The sequence below is a fragment of the Thermomonospora cellulosilytica genome, from assembly GCF_014138835.1.
GTDB lineage: Bacteria > Actinomycetota > Actinomycetes > Streptosporangiales > Streptosporangiaceae > Thermomonospora > Thermomonospora amylolytica.
Genome location: NZ_JACJII010000001.1, coordinates 678328 through 694812 on the forward strand (window position 1 = coordinate 678328; position 16485 = coordinate 694812).

General features: G+C 73.7%; 14 protein-coding genes and 1 pseudogene. 12 read left to right on the plus strand and 3 right to left on the minus strand.

Going from position 1 to position 16485, the window contains the following annotated elements:
* Nucleotides 1-305 precede the first annotated feature (305 nt).
* Entirely contained in the window at nucleotides 306-440 is a 135-nt protein-coding gene (locus HNR21_RS35845) for a hypothetical protein (protein WP_281402023.1), read from the plus strand.
* Here HNR21_RS35845 and HNR21_RS03215 read toward each other — a convergent pair.
* The gene (locus HNR21_RS03215) at nucleotides 430-1101 is read right to left on the minus strand and encodes a class I SAM-dependent DNA methyltransferase (RefSeq protein ID WP_182703972.1); all 672 of its coding nucleotides are present in this window, start codon (nucleotides 1099-1101) and stop codon (nucleotides 430-432) included. The genes HNR21_RS35845 and HNR21_RS03215 overlap by 11 nt on opposite strands.
* Before the next feature lie 134 nt (nucleotides 1102-1235).
* Between HNR21_RS03215 and HNR21_RS03220 the strand changes: the two genes are divergently transcribed.
* The 6 genes from HNR21_RS03220 to HNR21_RS03245 all read left to right on the plus strand — a co-directional run bounded on the left by HNR21_RS03220 (nucleotide 1236) and on the right by HNR21_RS03245 (nucleotide 6957).
* On the plus strand, nucleotides 1236-2018 hold the full coding sequence (locus tag HNR21_RS03220) for an SDR family NAD(P)-dependent oxidoreductase (RefSeq protein ID WP_182703973.1): 783 nt from the start codon (nucleotides 1236-1238) through the stop codon (nucleotides 2016-2018).
* Nucleotides 2019-2143: 125 nt separating this feature from the next.
* Nucleotides 2144-2704 carry a DM13 domain-containing protein gene (locus HNR21_RS03225; protein ID WP_182703974.1) on the plus strand — a complete coding sequence of 187 codons (561 nt, stop codon included), beginning with the start codon at nucleotides 2144-2146 and terminating at the stop codon, nucleotides 2702-2704.
* Between the two features lie 164 nt (nucleotides 2705-2868).
* The gene (locus HNR21_RS03230; protein ID WP_182703975.1) at nucleotides 2869-3603 is read left to right on the plus strand and encodes an STM3941 family protein; all 735 of its coding nucleotides are present in this window, start codon (nucleotides 2869-2871) and stop codon (nucleotides 3601-3603) included.
* 99 nt (nucleotides 3604-3702) lie between these two features.
* A complete protein-coding gene (locus HNR21_RS03235; RefSeq protein ID WP_182703976.1) occupies nucleotides 3703-4980 on the plus strand; it encodes a sensor histidine kinase in 1278 nt (425 codons plus the stop codon).
* Nucleotides 4944-5582 (plus strand): LuxR C-terminal-related transcriptional regulator, encoded by a 639-nt coding sequence (locus tag HNR21_RS03240; RefSeq protein WP_182703977.1) that lies wholly within the window; start codon nucleotides 4944-4946, stop codon nucleotides 5580-5582. Before HNR21_RS03235 ends, HNR21_RS03240 begins: the two co-directional genes overlap by 37 nt.
* Nucleotides 5583-5682: 100 nt before the next feature.
* The gene (locus tag HNR21_RS03245; RefSeq protein ID WP_312880817.1) at nucleotides 5683-6957 is read left to right on the plus strand and encodes an MFS transporter; all 1275 of its coding nucleotides are present in this window, start codon (nucleotides 5683-5685) and stop codon (nucleotides 6955-6957) included.
* Nucleotides 6958-6975: 18 nt separating this feature from the next.
* Here HNR21_RS03245 and HNR21_RS03250 read toward each other — a convergent pair whose 3' ends face one another.
* The gene (locus tag HNR21_RS03250) at nucleotides 6976-10101 is read right to left on the minus strand and encodes a tetratricopeptide repeat protein (RefSeq protein ID WP_182703978.1); all 3126 of its coding nucleotides are present in this window, start codon (nucleotides 10099-10101) and stop codon (nucleotides 6976-6978) included.
* 220 nt (nucleotides 10102-10321) lie between these two features.
* Here HNR21_RS03250 and HNR21_RS03255 point away from each other — a divergent pair, with 220 nt between their 5' ends.
* Nucleotides 10322-11236 (plus strand): hypothetical protein, encoded by a 915-nt coding sequence (locus tag HNR21_RS03255; RefSeq protein WP_182703979.1) that lies wholly within the window; start codon nucleotides 10322-10324, stop codon nucleotides 11234-11236.
* Nucleotides 11237-11395: 159 nt separating this feature from the next.
* Nucleotides 11396-11935 (plus strand): sortase domain-containing protein, encoded by a 540-nt coding sequence (locus HNR21_RS03260; RefSeq protein ID WP_182703980.1) that lies wholly within the window; start codon nucleotides 11396-11398, stop codon nucleotides 11933-11935.
* Here HNR21_RS03260 and HNR21_RS03265 read toward each other — a convergent pair.
* Nucleotides 11901-12680: an enoyl-CoA hydratase/isomerase family protein gene (locus HNR21_RS03265; RefSeq protein WP_182703981.1), complete on the minus strand. Its 780-nt coding sequence runs from the start codon at nucleotides 12678-12680 to the stop codon at nucleotides 11901-11903. The genes HNR21_RS03260 and HNR21_RS03265 overlap by 35 nt on opposite strands.
* A gap of 159 nt (nucleotides 12681-12839) precedes the next feature.
* On the opposite strand from HNR21_RS03265, the gene HNR21_RS03270 reads away from it, so the two are divergent.
* From HNR21_RS03270 to rho, 3 genes and pseudogenes are all read left to right on the plus strand, one after another.
* Nucleotides 12840-13307 carry a DUF4396 domain-containing protein gene (locus tag HNR21_RS03270; RefSeq protein WP_182703982.1) on the plus strand — a complete coding sequence of 156 codons (468 nt, stop codon included), beginning with the start codon at nucleotides 12840-12842 and terminating at the stop codon, nucleotides 13305-13307.
* A gap of 121 nt (nucleotides 13308-13428) precedes the next feature.
* Nucleotides 13429-15066, plus strand: a complete 1638-nt coding sequence (locus HNR21_RS03275) for a serine/threonine protein kinase (RefSeq protein ID WP_182703983.1) — start codon at nucleotides 13429-13431, stop codon at nucleotides 15064-15066.
* A gap of 318 nt (nucleotides 15067-15384) precedes the next feature.
* Nucleotides 15385-16476 (plus strand): annotated as a pseudogene (gene rho / locus HNR21_RS03280) (transcription termination factor Rho); the annotation flags it as partial.
* Nucleotides 16477-16485: the final 9 nt, after the last annotated feature.

The following is a 16485-nucleotide window of genomic DNA, read 5'->3' on the forward strand; positions in this document are numbered from 1 at the left end:
CGGCGGCCTTCCCCTCGTGGCCGGACCGCTCCGGCCGACGAACGCGCCGGGGGATCAGCGCGGGAGGACCGATTCGGCCCGGCCGGACGTGTGCGCCCCCTGGGGGCACGTCTGACCAGGCCGAAGGTCTCGTCCACCGTGACCTGAGGTCACGGCCTGAGGACCGGGCCTCCCCGCCGTCTCCGGCAGGGCACGCCAGCATGTCGACCGCTCAGCGGATCGGGACTACTCCCCTTCGCCGCGGCCCACCCTACCCGGCTCCGGAACCCGCGGGCACCACCCCTCGCCCGGCCGAGGTGATGCGGGTGGATCGCCGCGTGGACGCCGGCATCGACATGGACGGCACCATGCAGTACTCCGAGGGCGACTTCGTCCAGGTGGCGCGGGAGGGGCTGGATCGGCCGTCCCCTCGTCATCCCGATATCCGCTTCATCGGGTGAGCCGCTGAGCCGCCGGGCGTTCATCGTGCTTGCGGGCCGCGATGAACGCCTGGTGGGTGCTCTCCCGCCCCACGGGAGGGCGGACCAGCCGGGTCCGTACGCGGAACCCGGCCGCCGCCAGCAGGCCGGTGACCCGTTCCGGATCCAGCCGGTGGAAGTCGAGGTCCACCCGGTGGCCGAACGCCTCGTCGAAATGCAGCGGCTCGTTCCCGACCTGGAACGCCAGCAGCAGACGGCCCCCGGGCGCGAGCACCCGCCCGAACTCGGCGAACACCTCGGGCAGCCGGTCCGGCACGACGTGGATGATCGAGTACCAGGCGACCAGCCCGGCCAGCGCCCCGTCCGCCAGGTCCAGCGCCATCATCGACCCCTGCTCGAACCGCAGATGCGGATGCTCCCGCCGGGCCAGCGCGACCATCGCGGACGACAGGTCGATGCCGTGCACGTCCAGCCCCAGCTCGTGCAGGAACGCCGTCACCCGGCCGGGCCCGGACCCCACATCGGCGACCTTGCCGCCACCGGCCGCCCGGACGCCTTCGGCGTAGGCGACGAGCACGTCACGGTCGGACTCCTTGCCCCACAGCTCCCCGCTGAAATGCTCGGCGTACCGCTCCGCGATGGCGTCGTAGCCCGCCTTCGTGGCGCGTTCGAAGTCGCTCACCGTCCGAACGCTACCGCCCGCGCAGCGGGCACGGCGGCCGGCTTTCCGTGGGACACGCCCTGGTACGCCCTCTGTGGGCGAGATGACCGATCACCGCGTTCGCGGGGGTGTTGCGGGCTTCTAGGGTTACCGGTGTGACATCGGTGCCGTCGTATCTCGCTGAGTTGTTCTCCCTGAGCGGGCGTGTGGCCGTGGTGACCGGGGGCAGCTCGGGCATCGGGCGGGCCATGGCCGAGGCCCTGGCCCGTGCGGGCGCGCGTGTGGTGATCGTGGCGCGGCGGGTCGGGCCGCTGGCGGACACCGTGGCCGAACTGCGCGCCCACGGCTGTGAGGCGGCCTATGTCGCCGCCGACCTGACGGGGCCGGAGGAGGCGCGGGAGGCGGCCGACCGGGCCGCCGAGGTGTTCGGCGAGCCCGACATCTGCGTCAACTCCGCCGGCATCAACCTGCGTCCGCCGCTGCCCGACCTCGACGACGACCAGTGGGACGCCACCATGGCGGTCAACCTGCGGGCGCCCTATCTCTTCGGCCAGCGGTACGGGCCCGGGATGGCCGAACGCGGGTGGGGGCGCATCATCAACGTCGCCTCACAGCAGGCGTTCCGGGCGTTCGGCAACAGCGGCGCCTACGGTGCCTCCAAGGCCGGGGTGGTCGCCCTGACCCGATCCCAGGCCGAGGCGTGGTCACCGCACGGGGTGTGCTGCAACACCCTGGTGCCCGGGTTCGTCATCACCCCGCTGACCGCCGAGGCCGCCGCCGACCCGGTCCGCGTGGCCGCGATGCGCGACCGGACCATGATCGGCCGCAACGGGCTGCCCGCCGACTTCGCCGGGGCGGCGGTGTTCCTGGCGTCGCCGGCCGCCGCCTTCGTCACCGGGCACACCCTGTTCGTCGACGGCGGCTTCGCCGCGCACTGACGGGCCCGCATCTCACGGGAACGCAGGATGTCACCGTTCTGTAAGGGATTCCGGCGGCATCTTCCGGTGTGATGGCGGCGTCCAAGTCTGATGTACGGCGGAGTCGCCCGAGTTGGGAGATGGTCATGGTCGCGCTGCTGCGGAAGCCTGTGGTGTGGGTCGGGCTGGTGGTGCTCGCGGTCGTCGCGGCCGTGGCACTGGCGTTGTTCCAGCCCTGGCTGTTGTTCGTGGACGAGACGGTGAACGAGAGCGGGCCGGCCGGGGTGACGGCGCCGGCGGCCACCCCGGGCGGCGGGCAGCAGCCGCCGCAGGGGCAGCAGGGACAGCAGGGGCCGCAGGTGCTGGCCGGCGGGTCGTTCATCTCGCACGAGCACGGGACCTCGGGGACCGTGAAGGTGATCCGGCTGGCGGACGGCAAGCGGGTGCTGCGGATCGAGAACCTGGACACCTCCAACGGGCCGGACCTGTGGGTGTGGCTGTCGGACCAGCCGGTCAAGGAGGGGACCGGCGGGTGGTTCGTGTTCGACGACGGCGCGTACGTGGAGCTGGGCAGGCTCAAGGGCAACAAGGGCAGCCAGAACTACGAGATCCCCGCCGACGCCGACCTGGGCAGGCTCACCAGCGTCACCATCTGGTGCAAGCGGTTCCACGTCTCCTTCGGAGCAGCCGCCCTCAAGGCCGCCTGACCGGGGGCGTGGGGCCGCACCGCGGCCCCGGACGGTTCCTCGACACGTTCGCGCGGCACTGGGATGATCCCACCGAAAACGCCGCAGGAACGGGCGGAGGAGGCGGGCGGCTCCGGGAACGGAACGCCGCCCGTCGCACGTCCCAGCGACCGGGGTGAGACGGGATGAGCCGACTGGCCGAGCGCGCAGCGACGATCGGGACCGGAGTCTTCGGGGCGATCGCCGTCGTGGTCGGTGTGGGAGCTCTTTTCCAGGGTGAGCCGCTGGTCGCGCTCATCCTCATCACGTTCGGGCTGGCGTTGTTCGCGGGCAACAGGGCCACCAGGCCGCCGCGCTGGGACGGCGAACCGGAGACGGGCACCGAACTCGTCGGCAAGGTGCCGACCCCGGCCGTGGTGTTCTCCGTCGACCGGGACCGGATGCTCGCGCTCGCGGTGCTGGCGGCGCTGTTCGCCCTGCTGGGGATGTGGATCGGGCTGCTCGCCCTGGCCGACTCGATGACCGGCGTGGTGATCGGCGCCGCGGTGTGGTCGGCGTTCTTCGCCTGGGTGATCTGGGCGACGGTGCGGCGGCTGCGACGGCGGCGGCTGCTGGTGCTGACGACCGACCTGATCCGGGTACAGTCCCCCGCCGGCAGCGCCGACCTGCGGTGGGAGGACGTCGTCGAGGCCGGGCTCCGCCCCATCGGCGACCAGTTGTACGTCGTGTTCCGGCTGCGCGAGGAAGCCCGGGCGAAGGTGTCGCGGAGCCGGACGCTGGGCCGCCTCAACCGCAGGTTCGGGGCCGACGTCTACCTCCCGGCCACGTGGCTGCGCTGCGAGCCCGAATTCGTCGTCCTTCTCTTCGAGCAGTACCGGCTCGACCCGCGCCTACGCCGCCGGATCGGCCGGGAGGTGTAGGCAGCTCCACCCCGCAGAGGGGTTCGGGGGACACTGTGCCCGAGGGCCCGCGGACCGCACGATGAGGGCATCGGAAGCGGAACGGGCCTGGGAGGCGGGATGCGGGGCTGGGAGCGGAGCGGGCAGGCGGCGTTCAACGGCCTGGTGCTGTACGTGTTGTCGCTGGTGCCGGGGCTGGTGCTGTTCTGTGCGATGGTCACCGTGATCCCGCTGGTGGGCATCGGCGTCGGGCTGGCGCTGGTGCCGCTGGTGGCGGCGAAGCTCCGGCGGTACACCGACTTCCAGCGGTGGCTGATCGGCCGGTGGACGGGCACCGCGATCGACTCGCCGCACCTCGACGCGCCGCGGCGGCCGGCCGGGCGCACGAGCTGGTGGCAGGACACCGTGGACGTCCTGTCCGACCCGGCCACCTGGCGGGACCTGGGGTGGCTGCTGGCGAACCCGGTCGTGGCGGCGTTCACGGCGTTCCTGCCCGCCGCGTTCATCCTCGAGGGCGTGTACGGGGTGCTGCTGGCGGCGGGGCTGTGGGTGCCGATCCATGACGAGATCGGCACCGAGTGGTACACGTTCGTCCCGGTGAGCAACTGGGCCACGGCCGCCGCGGCCGGGGTGCTGGGCCTGGTCTACTTCGCGATCGGGATGCGGATCGCGCGTCCCCTGCTGCGCGCGCACGGCGTGTGGAGCGCCCGCCTGCTGGAGCCCACCGAGAAGGCGCGGCTGGCCCAGCGGGTGCGCAGGCTGACCGAGAGCCGTTCGGACGCGCTGGACGCGCAGGCCGCCGAGCTGCGCCGGATCGAACGGGACCTGCACGACGGGGCGCAGGCGCGGCTGGTGGCGATGGGCATGAGCCTCGGGGCGATCGAGCACCTGCTCGAACGCGACCCCGCCAGGACCAGGGAGCTGCTGGCGGCGGCGCGCGCCGACTCCGCCAGGGCCCTCGCCGAGCTGCGCGACCTGGTGCGCGGCATCCATCCGCCGGTGCTGGCCGACCGGGGGCTGGTCGACGCGATCAGGGCGCTCGCGCTGGACCATCCGCTGCCGGTGGAGGTCACCGCGGAGACGACCGGGCGCCTGGACCCCCCGGTGGAGTCGGCGGCCTACTTCGCGACCTCCGAGCTGCTGACGAACGTCGCCAAGCACGCCGGGGCCCGGCAGGCGTGGGTGGACGTCCGGCACGGGAACGGCGCCCTGCGGATCTCGGTGACCGACGACGGGCGGGGCGGCGCCTCCCCCGACGGCGACGGGCTCAGGGGCGTCGAACGGCGGATCGGCGCCTTCGACGGGATACTGGCGGTCAGCTCGCCGCCCGGCGGCCCCACCATCGTGACCCTGGAGATCCCGTGCGCGTCGTCCTCGCCGAAGACCTCGCTCTCCTGAGGGAGGGGCTGGTCCGCCTGCTGGAGGCGGCCGGGTTCGAGATCGCGGCGGCCGTGGACAACGGGCCGGACCTGCTGGCGGCGATGATCGGCCACCGCCCGGACGTGGCGGTGGTCGACGTGCGGCTGCCGCCGTCGTTCACCGACGAGGGGCTGCAGGCGGCGCTGGAGGCCCGCCGCCGGGTGCCGGGGCTGCCGGTGCTGGTGCTGTCGCAGTACGTGGAGCAGCTGTACGCGCGGGAGCTGCTGGCGGACGGCGGCGGCGGGGTCGGGTACCTGCTCAAGGACCGGGTGTTCGACGCCGAGCAGTTCGTCGACGCGGTCCGGCGGGTGGCGGCCGGCGGCACCGCGATGGATCCCGAGGTGATCTCCAAGCTGGTGGGCAAGGAGCGCGGGCCGCTGTCCCGGCTGACGCCGCGGGAGCTGGAGGTGCTGGAGCTGATGGCGCAGGGCCGCTCCAACGCCGCGATCGCCGCCGCGCTGGTGGTCACCGAACGGGCGGTCTCCAAGCACATCGCGAACATCTTCACCAAGCTCGACCTGGCCATCTCCGACGACGACAACCGGCGGGTGCTGGCGGTGCTGGCGTACCTCAACGGCTGAGCCGCCGCCTCCGGGAGCCGGTCTCCGGATCCCCGGGGGCACTGTGAGGTTGCTCGCAGGGAGATTCGACGCGGCGCACGGACTGAGAAAATGTCCCCTCGTGACTAAAACGGGGCGCATCTGGGCAGTTTGGGCGGTCGGGCTGTCGGCCTATCTGGTCGGCGTGATGCACCGCTCGTCGTTCGGGATCGCCGGGCTGGAGGCGGCCGAGCGGTTCGATGCGTCCCCGGCCGCGCTGTCCGGCTTCGTGGTGCTGCAACTGCTGGTGTACGCGCTGCTGCAGGTGCCGGTCGGGATGATGCTGGACCGGTTCGGGGCGCGGCGCATGATCGCCGCGGGCGCGCTGACGATGGCGGCCGGGCAGCTCGTCATGGCGCTGGCCGCGGACCTGCCGGTCGCGATCGCCGCCCGGGTGCTGGTCGGCACGGGCGACGCGCTGACCTTCATCAGCGTGCTGTCGGTCGTCGGCGCGTGGTTCCCGGCCCGCCGCATCCCGCTGATGACGCAGCTCACGGGACTGCTCGGGCAGTTCGGCCAGATCCTGTCGGCGGTGCCGCTGGCTGCGGTCCTGTACGGCCCCGGCTGGACCCCGGCGTTCGTGTCGGCCGCCGCGCTCGGCCTGGCCGTGGCGATCGCGGTGGTCGCCGTGGTGCGCGACCGTCCGGACGGCGCGGCGGCCCCGGCCCGGGTCGCCTCGCCGCGGGAGATCCTGCACGGCCTGCGCTCGTCGTGGCTGGAGCCGGGGACCCGGCTGGGCTTCTACACGCACATGGGCACGCAGTTCTCCGGGACGGTGTTCGCGCTGCTGTGGGGGGTGCCGTACCTGGTGGCGGGGCACGGGCTGTCGGCGGGCGCGGCGAGCGGCCTGCTGACCGTCTTCGTCGTCACCGGCGCCCTCGCCGGGCCGCTGATGGGCGAGCTGACCGCCCGCCACCCCATGCGCCGCTCCTGGCTGGCGATCGGCGTGATCGCCTCCAACGCGTTCATCTGGACGGTGGTGCTGCTGGTGCCGCCGCCCGCGCCGCCCTGGCTGCTGGTGGCCCTCGTCGTGGTGCTGTCGGTCGGCGGTCCGGGCTCGATGGTCGGCTTCGACTTCGCCCGCACGTTCAACCCGAGCCATCGGCAGGGGACCGCGGTCGGCATCGTCAACCAGGGCGGGTTCTACGCGTCGCTGCTGGTGGCGCTGGCGGTCGGGATCCTGATCGGCCACTCGGGAAACGGCGAGTACACCCCCGAGTCGTTCCGGGTGGCGTGGGCCGTCCAGTACCCCGTCTGGGCGGCGGCGCTGGCCGGGATCCTGGTCGCGCGCCGCAAGGCCCGCCGCAGGATGGCCGCCGAGCGGCAGCGGGTCCGCGAGCCGGTCGAAACGGCCTGAGCACGCCGCCCCGGCTCCTCAGCGCGGGTGTTCCGGTTCGCCCCTGGCCTGCGGTGATCTGGCCCGTCTGGTGAGGTCCTCCACGACCCGCAGGCGGGGGGCCAGCAGTTCGGGGTCGGTGTATTCGCGGACGATGCTCAGCGCCCGGCGGGCCGCGTGCAGGGCCTTGTCGGGGCGGTTCATGGCCAGGTGCAGTTCGGCGAGGTGGTCGAGGGTGCGGCGCTGGCCGTGGCGGTCGTGGATCTGCTCGCGGACCCGGAGCGCCTGCTCGCACAACTGGACGGCGCGGGCGTGGCGGCCCATGGCGGTGTGGATGTCGGCCAGGTGGTCCAGGGTCCAGCCCTGCCCGATGAGGTCGTCGATCTCCCGTTCCACCCGCAGGGCCTGCTGGGCGTAGTCGAGCGCCGCCTCCACATGGCCGGTCTTGAGATGGATGCGGGAGATGTTGTCCAGCGCCTCGGCCTCGCCGCGCCGGTCGCCGATCTCGCGGCGTATGGCCAGGGACTGCTGGGCGTGCGTGATGGCCTCGACGGGGCGGTCCATCTTGCGGTAGAGCCGGGCTATCTGCAGCAGTGCGTCGGCCTCGCCGTGGCGGTCCCCGACCTCCCGGCGTATGGCCAGGGACTCCTCGGCATAGCGCAGGCCCTCGGACAACCGGTCCACGTAGACGGCGCAGTGGGCGAGCAGCGCAAGGGTGCGGGCCTCCCCGGTGCGGTCCCCGATCTCCCGCCGTATGCGCAGGGCCTCGTGCTGCATCTCGAACGACTCCCGGGGGCGGCTCATGTAGCTGAGCGCCCCGGCCAGCGCCTCCAGGGAGAACGCCTCACCGGGCCGGTCGCCGATCTCGCGGCGCACCTTCAGGGCCTTCTTGGCCAGCTCCTCGGCCTTGCGGTAGGCGCCGAGCTGCCTTTGCAGCATCGACAGGGCGTCGTAGGCGCGGCCCTCACCGAGCCGGTCCCCGATGGCCTGGCATATGGCCAGGGCCTGTTCCCCGTAGCGGACGGCCTGCCGGTGGTCGCCGAGGGCATGGGTGACCTGGGTGAGCAGGTTGAGGGTGCGCGCCTGGCCCGGCTCGTAGCCGGCGTCGCGCTGGGCCTCCAGGGCGAGCTGCGCGTACTCGGACGCCTTGCGCGAGTGCCCCAGCGAATGATGGACGTACGCCAGCCAGTGCAGGACCTGGCCCTCTCCCCGGCGGCTGCCGATGTCGCGTTCGATGTCGACGGCGCGCCGCAGGTGCTCCACCGCCTCGGTGTAGCGCCCGAGGTTGCTGTGCACCAGGCCGATGAACGTCAGCGTCGTGGCCTCGCCGGACTTGTCCCCCGCCTCCTGGCACAGCCGCAGGTCCTCGGCGAAGCAGTCCAGGGCCCGCGCGTACTTGGCCATGCGCCAGTGGATGTCGCCGATCAGCCGGAGCGTGTGCAGGGCGTGCGTCTCCTGTTGCCCGGCCTCCCGGCACGCATCCAGGGCGCGCTGGGCGAAGCGGAGCGCCTCCGGGTAGCCGCCTATGTCCCGGTGCAGTGCCGCCAGATGATGCAGCACGTACGCCCTGGGCTTGGCGGCCCCGGCTGCGGTGGCGGCGTCGAGACCGAGGCGCTGCAACAGGGTGTTGTCCCGGTTGTAGCGGCTGAGCCGCAGGAAGTCGTAGGCGGCGTCGGCCAGCTCCCACACCGGGCGGCCCATGCCGAGCCGGGCCGCCTGGCGGGTGACGGCCACCAGCCCCATCCGTTCGGCCTCGAACCAGTCGAGCGCGCTCCGGTAGTCGTCCCTGGCCTCGTCTTCGGTCCTCGAACGGGCCGGGTGACCGTGGCGGAGCTCCGGGGGAGGATCGCCCGGCCCGTCGGTTCCGGGGTCCGGGGGTCGCCCTCCGGAGGGACTCTTCAGGCGGGACCGGTACGGGTTGATGCGGCTGCCGTGCTTGTGGGCGTTGTCGACGTACCACGCGACGAGGCGGCTCAGCGCGGCGTTGCGCTCCTCGGCGGTCTCCTCCTCGTCGACGCGTTCCCAGGCGTACTCGCGGAGCAGGTCGTGCAGCCGGTGGCGGCCCTCGCGCGACTGCACCAGGTTGGCGTTGGCCAGCACCCGCAGCAGCGGGCGGACCTGCTCGGCGGTCGCGTCCAGCAGCACCGCGAGGATCTGCGGGGTGAAGTCGGGCCCCTCCAGCAGCCCGATCCGCCGGAACGCCCGCTGCACCGGCTCGTCCAGATGCCGGTACGACAACCCGAACGCCGCCCGCACCGCCAGGTTGGGATCGTCGTCGCACTCCAGCGTGTCCAGCCGGTCCCCCGCCGACAGCTCCTCCACCAGTTCGGCGATGGACGAGTAGGTGCCCATCGCCACGTGCACGGCGGCGATCCGCAGCGCCAGCGGCAGGTAGGCGCACTGCAGCGCGAGCTGCGCGGCGGCCTCCGGCTCGGCCGCCACCGGCTCCGGGCCGACGATGCTGGCGATCAGGTCGACCGACTCCTCGGGCGTCAGCACGTCGATCGCGATGGTGTGCGCCCCGCCCCGCACCCGCAGCGACGACAGCTGCGACCGGCTGGTCACCACCGTCAGGCAGGTGGCGCTGCCCGGCAGCAGCGGCACCACCTGGCGGGCGTCGGCAGCGTTGTCCAGCAGCACCAGCATCCGCCGCCCGGACAGCATCGACCGGTACAGCGCGGCCCGCTCGTCCAGGTCGTCGGGCACTGCCGCGTCCGGCACCCCGAGCGCCCGCAGGAACCGGCCCAGCGCCTCCATCGGGGTCAGCGCCGCGTCGTCGGAGTAGCCGCGCAGGTCGACGTAGAGCTGGCCGTCGGGGAACTGGCCGGCCACCTGGTGCGCCCAGTGCACCGCCAGCGCGGTCTTGCCCACCCCGGCCATGCCGTGGATCGCGGTGAGCACGGCGGTGCGCGGCCCGTCCATGGCGGCCAGCTCGTTCAGCCGGTCCAGGCTGGTCCGGCGGCCGGTGAAGTCCTGCACGTCGGCGGGCAGCTGGGCGGGCGGCCGGCGCTGCTCGGCCGCCATGTAGACGATCTTGTTGCCGGCGACCGCGTCGCCCTCGAACTGGGTGTCGCCCAGGTAGACCGCGCCCGGCGCGTCGATCTCCACCGTGCCGCCGGGCACGGGCACCCGGGGCCGGGTGCGGTCGACACGGTGGTCCGTCACGAGTGCTGGCTCCGTTGTCAGACGGTCGGCTTCGTCGCGCCGCTGTCTCGAATGTCACGCGCCCGCCGCCCCGCGGGCAAGGCGGCGGCCACCTAGACCGTATACGCCCGCAATGCCCGGTATCAGGGGCCGTCCCGCCCCGGCCACAAGGGGTTTCGGGCTATCGGGGCCGACGTCCGGTGGCCTATCTTGCTCGGCAGGAAGCCCCGGGGAGGGCGTCATGACGACCGTCGTGCTGATCCTGCTGTGCCTGGCGATCGCCGGGCGGGAGCTCTACCTGGCGTTCGACCGCAGGCGGCCCGTGACCGACCCGGTCGCCGCCGCCGAGATCGCCGCGCTGCGCGGCCGGGTGGCCGAGCTGGAGGCCGCCCTGGAACGGCCCGCGCCCGCCCCGGCTCCGGTGGACGTCGAGCCGGTGGAGCGGCGGCTGGCCGAGGCCGAGGCGGCGCTGCGGGCCGCCGACGCCCGGATCACCTCGCTGGTCGAGCAGGTCAACGAGCGGCTGGTGCCCGAGGTGAACGACCGGCTGGCCGAGCAGCGCGACCTGGCCGACCGGCTGGCCGCCGACGTGGCCCGGCTGCGCCGCCAGGTGCGGCGGCGGCTGGAGGACGCGGTCGCCGCCTCGCTCGGCGCGGGCCCGGCGGAGCCGGTGAACATGGTGCACGGCCTGGTCGGCGGCCGGGTCCCGGCGGACCGCCGGCCTCCGCTCACCGAGGCGTACGAGGGGTGCGCCGCCGCGTTCGGGCTGCAGGTGGAGCTGGCCGAGCCGGGCGGGGAGCGGCGCTGGCACACCCGCTACTTCCTGTCCGGGGCCGGCCCGCGCGAGCTGGAGCGCGACTTCCTCGGCATGCTGTGCGAGCTGCGCGAGGGCGCGCCGCAGCGGCGGGCGGTGCGGGCGCTGCTGACGGGGCTGCACGGGGTGCAGGAGGGCGTGGCGCAGATCGGGCCGCTGTACGTGGTGCGGCTGCCGCAGGTCCTGCTGTGCGGGGTGCCGCCGCTGGCGGAACTGCTGCGCCGCGAGCAGCCCGCCGCCGCCGTACGGGACCCGCGGGCGGTGGCGGACCGGTTGCGGGAGCTGCCCCAGGACCGCTTGTGCGACCTGTCGGACTGGCGGCCGCGACCGCTCGGCGCGTGATCGCGGAAGGTTCACCGCATAACCGCATATCCGCCCCTGTGCTGGGTCCGCTACGCAATGATGGCCTCCGTGGGGAGATCGGCACGAGCCGGGGTCGCCCGGCACCGTCGCATGGCTACGCTCTGTTTTCTCGGCATCACGGTTCTCGCGGTCCTCGCCGTGACGACCGCGGTGCGCATTCCGCTGGTGGCGACCGGATCGCAGGCCGTGGCCGCCGCGCCCGCACCGTCGCCCTCCACCGCGACGCCGCCGGCCGCGCGGGCGATGCCGTCCTCCCGCCCGGTCCGGCTGGAGATCCCCCGGCTCGGGGTGCGGACCGGGCTGCTGACGCTCGGCCGCGGCGCGGACGGCTCGCCGCGGACGCCGCCGGTCTCCCGGCCCGACCGTGCGGGCTGGTACCGGTACGGCGCGGCCCCCGGCTCGGCGGGCTCCGCGGTGATCGCCGGGCATGCGGACTCGGCGGCCGGCCCGGCGGTCTTCGCCCGGCTCGGTGAGCTGCGTCCCGGCGACGAGGTCGTGGTGCTGCGCCGGGACGGCCGCGAGGCGGTCTTCGCCGTCGAGCGGGTGGAGCGCGTGAGCGGGGACCGGTTCCCCGTCCGCCGCGTGTACGGGAAGGTCTCCTATCCGGGGATCCGGCTGGTCGCCCACGGCGGCGCCGGGGACGTCATCGCCTATGGGCGGCTGGTCCGGTCCACGTGAAGTTGGGCGGGCGGCGCTCCAGGAACGCGGCGATGCCCTCCGCCGCGTCCGTGCCCTGACGCGACTCGGCGACCCAGGCGTCGACCGTGGCCTGGGTGAGCCGGCCCGCGGCGGCCGAGTTGACGATGTCCTTGGTGGCCTGCTGGGTGAGCAGCGACCGGGAGGCCAGCGTGGCGGTGAACGCGGCCAGCCGGTCGTCGAGGTCGCCGGCCGGCACCACCTCGTCCACCAGCCCGATCCGCAGCGCGTGCGCCGCGTCCACCAGTTCGGCGGAGAACAGCAGGTACTTGGCCGAGGCCGGGCCGACCAGCCGGACCAGCCGGGCGGTGGCCGCCGCCGGGTAGACGATCCCGATCTTGGCCGGGGTGATCCCGAACCGCGCGTCGTCGGCCGCCAGCCGCAGGTCGCAGGCCGCCGCGAGCTGGCAGCCGCCGCCCACGCAGAACCCCCGCACCACCGCCAGGGTCGGCTTGGGGAACGCCGCCAGCGCCTCCTCGGCGGCCGTCGACAGGTCCCCGGAGGTGATGTCGGCCAGCTCGGCGATGTCGGCCCCGGAGCAGAAGTCGCCGCCCGCCCCGGTCAGCACCAGCACCCGCACCCGCGGGTCGGCCTCCAGCCGGTCCAGCAGCACCGGCAGCTCCCGCCACATCGCGGCGGTCATCGCGTTGCGCTTGTCCGGCCGGTCGATGACGATCGTCGCGACGCCCTCGGCGACCTCGCACCTCAACGGGGCTGTAGCGGACATCCCGGCCTCCTGTGCACCAGCCTGCCGCGTCATCGTACGGCCCGCCCCCGACGCACCGCCCCGGGGGCGTCCCGTGATCGGGAAGGCCCAGCCCGGAATACCGCCGGGGGGTATATGCGTTCCGACCGGTGAACGGCCCGGACCCCAGGGAGGATCGCGATGGAGCACACGGCACACGCCCACGGCGGCGGAGCGAGCTGGCGGATCGCCGCGCAGGCGACGCTGCACTGCCTCACCGGCTGCGCCATCGGCGAGGTACTCGGCATGATCATCGGCACCGCGCTGGGGTGGCACGACGCCGCCACCGTGGCGCTGGCGGTCGCGCTGGCGTTCTTCTTCGGGTACGCGCTGACCATGCGCGGGGTGCTGCGCGCCGGGGTGGCGTTCCGGCAGGCGCTGAAGATCGCGCTGGCGGCCGACACCGTGTCCATCGCGGTGATGGAACTGGTCGACAACGCGATCATCGTCGGGATCCCGGGGGCGATGGACGCCGGACTGGCCAGCGTGCTGTTCTGGGCGGCGCTGGCGTTCGCGCTGGCGGTGGCGTTCGTGGTGACCTGGCCGATCAACCGGTGGATGATCGCCCGCGGCCTCGGCCACGCGGTGGTCCACCGGCACCACCGCTGAACCCCGCCGGCGGCCGGATCGGGCCGACCGGCTGACCGGGGCGGCCGGATGCGTACAGAATGCGAACCGGCCGCCCTCGTGCGGTGACCAGGCCCCGGCACCGGACGGCGGAGGGGATGCGATGACGTCGCTGCGGCCGCTGCGCGCGAACGACCCCCGGCAGGTCGGCGGGTTCGCCCTGCAGGGGCGGCTCGGGGAGGGCGGGCAGGGCACGGTCTACCTGGGCGTCGGCGCGGACGGGGAACGGGCGGCGGTGAAGGTGCTGCACCGCTCCCCGGACGAGGACCCCGCGATGCGGCGGCAGTTCGAGCGGGAGATGACCGCGGTCCGGCGGGTGGCGCCGTTCTGCACCGCCCGGATCCTGGCGGCCGATCCGGGCGGCGACCCGCCGTACGTCGTCAGCGAGTACATCGACGGGCCCTCGCTGCGGGAGGCGGTCGAGCGGGGCGGGGTGCTGGCCGGGACGGACCTGGACCGGCTGGCCATCGCGACGGCGACCGCGCTGGCGGCGATCCACGAGGCCGGGGTGGTGCACCGGGACTTCAAGCCCGGCAACGTCCTGCTGGGACAGGACGGGCCCCGGGTGATCGACTTCGGGGTCGCCCGGCCGATGGACGCCTCCACGGCCACCGCCAGCGGCGCCGTCGGCACCCCCGCCTACATGGCCCCCGAACAGCTGGCCGGCGCCTCGGCGGGGACCGCGATGGACATGTTCGCCTGGGCGTGCACGATCGCCTACGCCGCCAACGGCGTCCCGCCGTTCGGGCACTCCTCGCTGCCCAGCGTGATCAACCGGATCCTGAACGACGCGCCCGACCTCGGGGCCCTGCGGGGGCCGCTGCGCGACCTGGTGGCCGCCTGCCTGGCCAAGGACCCCGCGCTGCGGCCCACCGCCCGCCAGGTCCTGACGACCCTGCTGGGCGACGCCGACCGGACGGTGGCGGACTCGCCGGCGGGCCTGCTGGAGGCGGGGATGACGGCCGCCCGGGGCCCGTGGACGGCCGTGCCGCCGCCGTCTTCCCCGCCGTCCCCGATGCCGGACGGGCCGTACCGGCAGCCGACGGTGCCCCGGCGTCCGGGCGAGCGGAACAGGCTGCTGCCGGTGGCCGCGGCCGTGCTGGCCGTGCTGGTCCTGGCGGCGGCGGCCTTCGGCGGTGCGCTGTGGTGGAACGGGCGCGACCGCGCGCAGGCCGGCTCGGAGGGCGCGGACCCCTCCCAGAGCGCGGGACCGGCCTCGCAGGGCACCAGGTTGCTCCGCTCCCCGCGGATCGGCCTGGAGATCTGGCAGAACGGCGCCCTGGCGCCCATGGACTTCGCCGACCGGGACCTGCCGAGCGTGCGGGTGACGATGCGGCGCGCCCCGTTCGAGCTCCGCTTCCCCAAACCGCCGGCGGACGTCCCCGTGCGGATCTGCGCCTGGACGGACTCCTCCGTCTTCGACCTCGAGGACGGGGCGGACGTCACCCCCCACACCTGCATGGGCGCGGGCCGGGGCCTCGCCGACACCGCCTTCGGCAGCGCCACCCTGTACCTGAACAACGAGGGCCACAACCACCTGGTCGGAGACCGCGTCGCCACCCATTCGGCCCAGCAGGACAAGGTGCTGTTCTCGGTGCTCCACCAGGAGGGGCGGGAGATCCCCCTGGCGGATTTCGAGGGAACCCTCTACCTGACCGTCTTCATCGACAAGAACGCCGACGGCCGCTTCAACGCCGTCCGGCCCCGGGCCGAGTACGAATACCTCATCCTCACCCTGTAGGGCGCGCCCGGGCGGCCGAGGGGCGATCACAGCCTTGCAGGCGGCGGGTTTGTGTGCTGTAGTCTCGGGGTACCACCGATTCATCCCCGCTCCCCAGGGCGGTGAGGGTGTCCTTTCCCCACTCCCGGGCCGATCTGAGCGCCCGGTGATCAAGTCCCCTTCCTGGTCCGCGGCCATGCGGCGAACGGCGATGCCGCATACGCGAAACCACCCCTACCGAAGGACCGTGCATTGACCATGACCGCGCCGCCGCGCGAAGCGGCGCCCCAGCACACCGCGACCCAGCATCGCGCCCACGGCGATGACAGGACCCCGACCATTCCGTTCTCCGGCGTGCTGACCGTCCAGGACAAGCACGCGTTCGTGCGGACCACCGGCTACCTGCCGGGCCCGCAGGACGTGTACGTGTCGCCGGCCCAGGTCCGCTCGCTGCGGCTGCGGCCCGGCGACATCGTCACCGGCACCGCCCGTTCGCCCCGCTCGGCCCGGGAGAAGTGGCCGGCGATGGCGCACGTGGAGACGGTGAACGGGCTGCCGCCCGGCGCCGAGCGGCCCGAGTTCGGCGAGCTCACCCCGCTGTTCCCGCAGGAGCGGCTGCGGCTGGACACCGGGGCGGCGGCGACCCGGGTGATCGACCTGGTCGCGCCGATCGGCAAGGGCCAGCGCGGGCTGATCGTGGCCCCGCCGCGCACCGGCAAGACCATGGTGCTGCAGGCGCTGGCCAACGCGATCGCCCTGAACAACCCCGAGGTCCACCTGATGGTGGTGCTCATCGACGAGCGTCCCGAAGAGGTCACCGACATGCAGCGGTCGGTGCGGGGCGAGATCATCTACTCCACGTTCGACCGGCCCGCCGCCGAGCACACCGAGGTCGCCGAACTGGCCGTCGAACGGGCCAAGCGGCTGGTGGAGATGGGCCACGACGTGGTCATGCTGCTGGACTCCATCACCCGGCTGGGCCGCGCCTACAACCTGGCCGCCCCCTCCAGCGCCCGCATCCTGGCCGGCGGCGTGGCCACCACCGCGCTCTACCCGCCCAAGAAGTTCTTCGGCGCCGCCCGCAACATCGAGAACGGCGGGTCGCTGACCATCCTGGCGACCGCGCTGGTGGAGACCGGCTCCCGGATGGACGAGGTGTTCTTCGAGGAGTTCAAGGGCACCGGCAACATGGAGCTCAAGCTCGACCGGGGCCTGGCCGACAAGCGGATCTTCCCGGCGGTGGACATCGTGGCCTCCGGCACCCGCCGCGAGGAACTGCTGATGACCCCGCAGGAACTGGCCCTGCACTGGTGGCTGATCCGGCTGCTGCACTCCCTGGACGGACAGCAGGCGATGGAACTGCTGCTGGAAAAGGTCAAGGAGACCTCCTCCAACGCAGAAATCCTGCTGCGAATCCAGCAGAACGGCTGAGGATCTCCT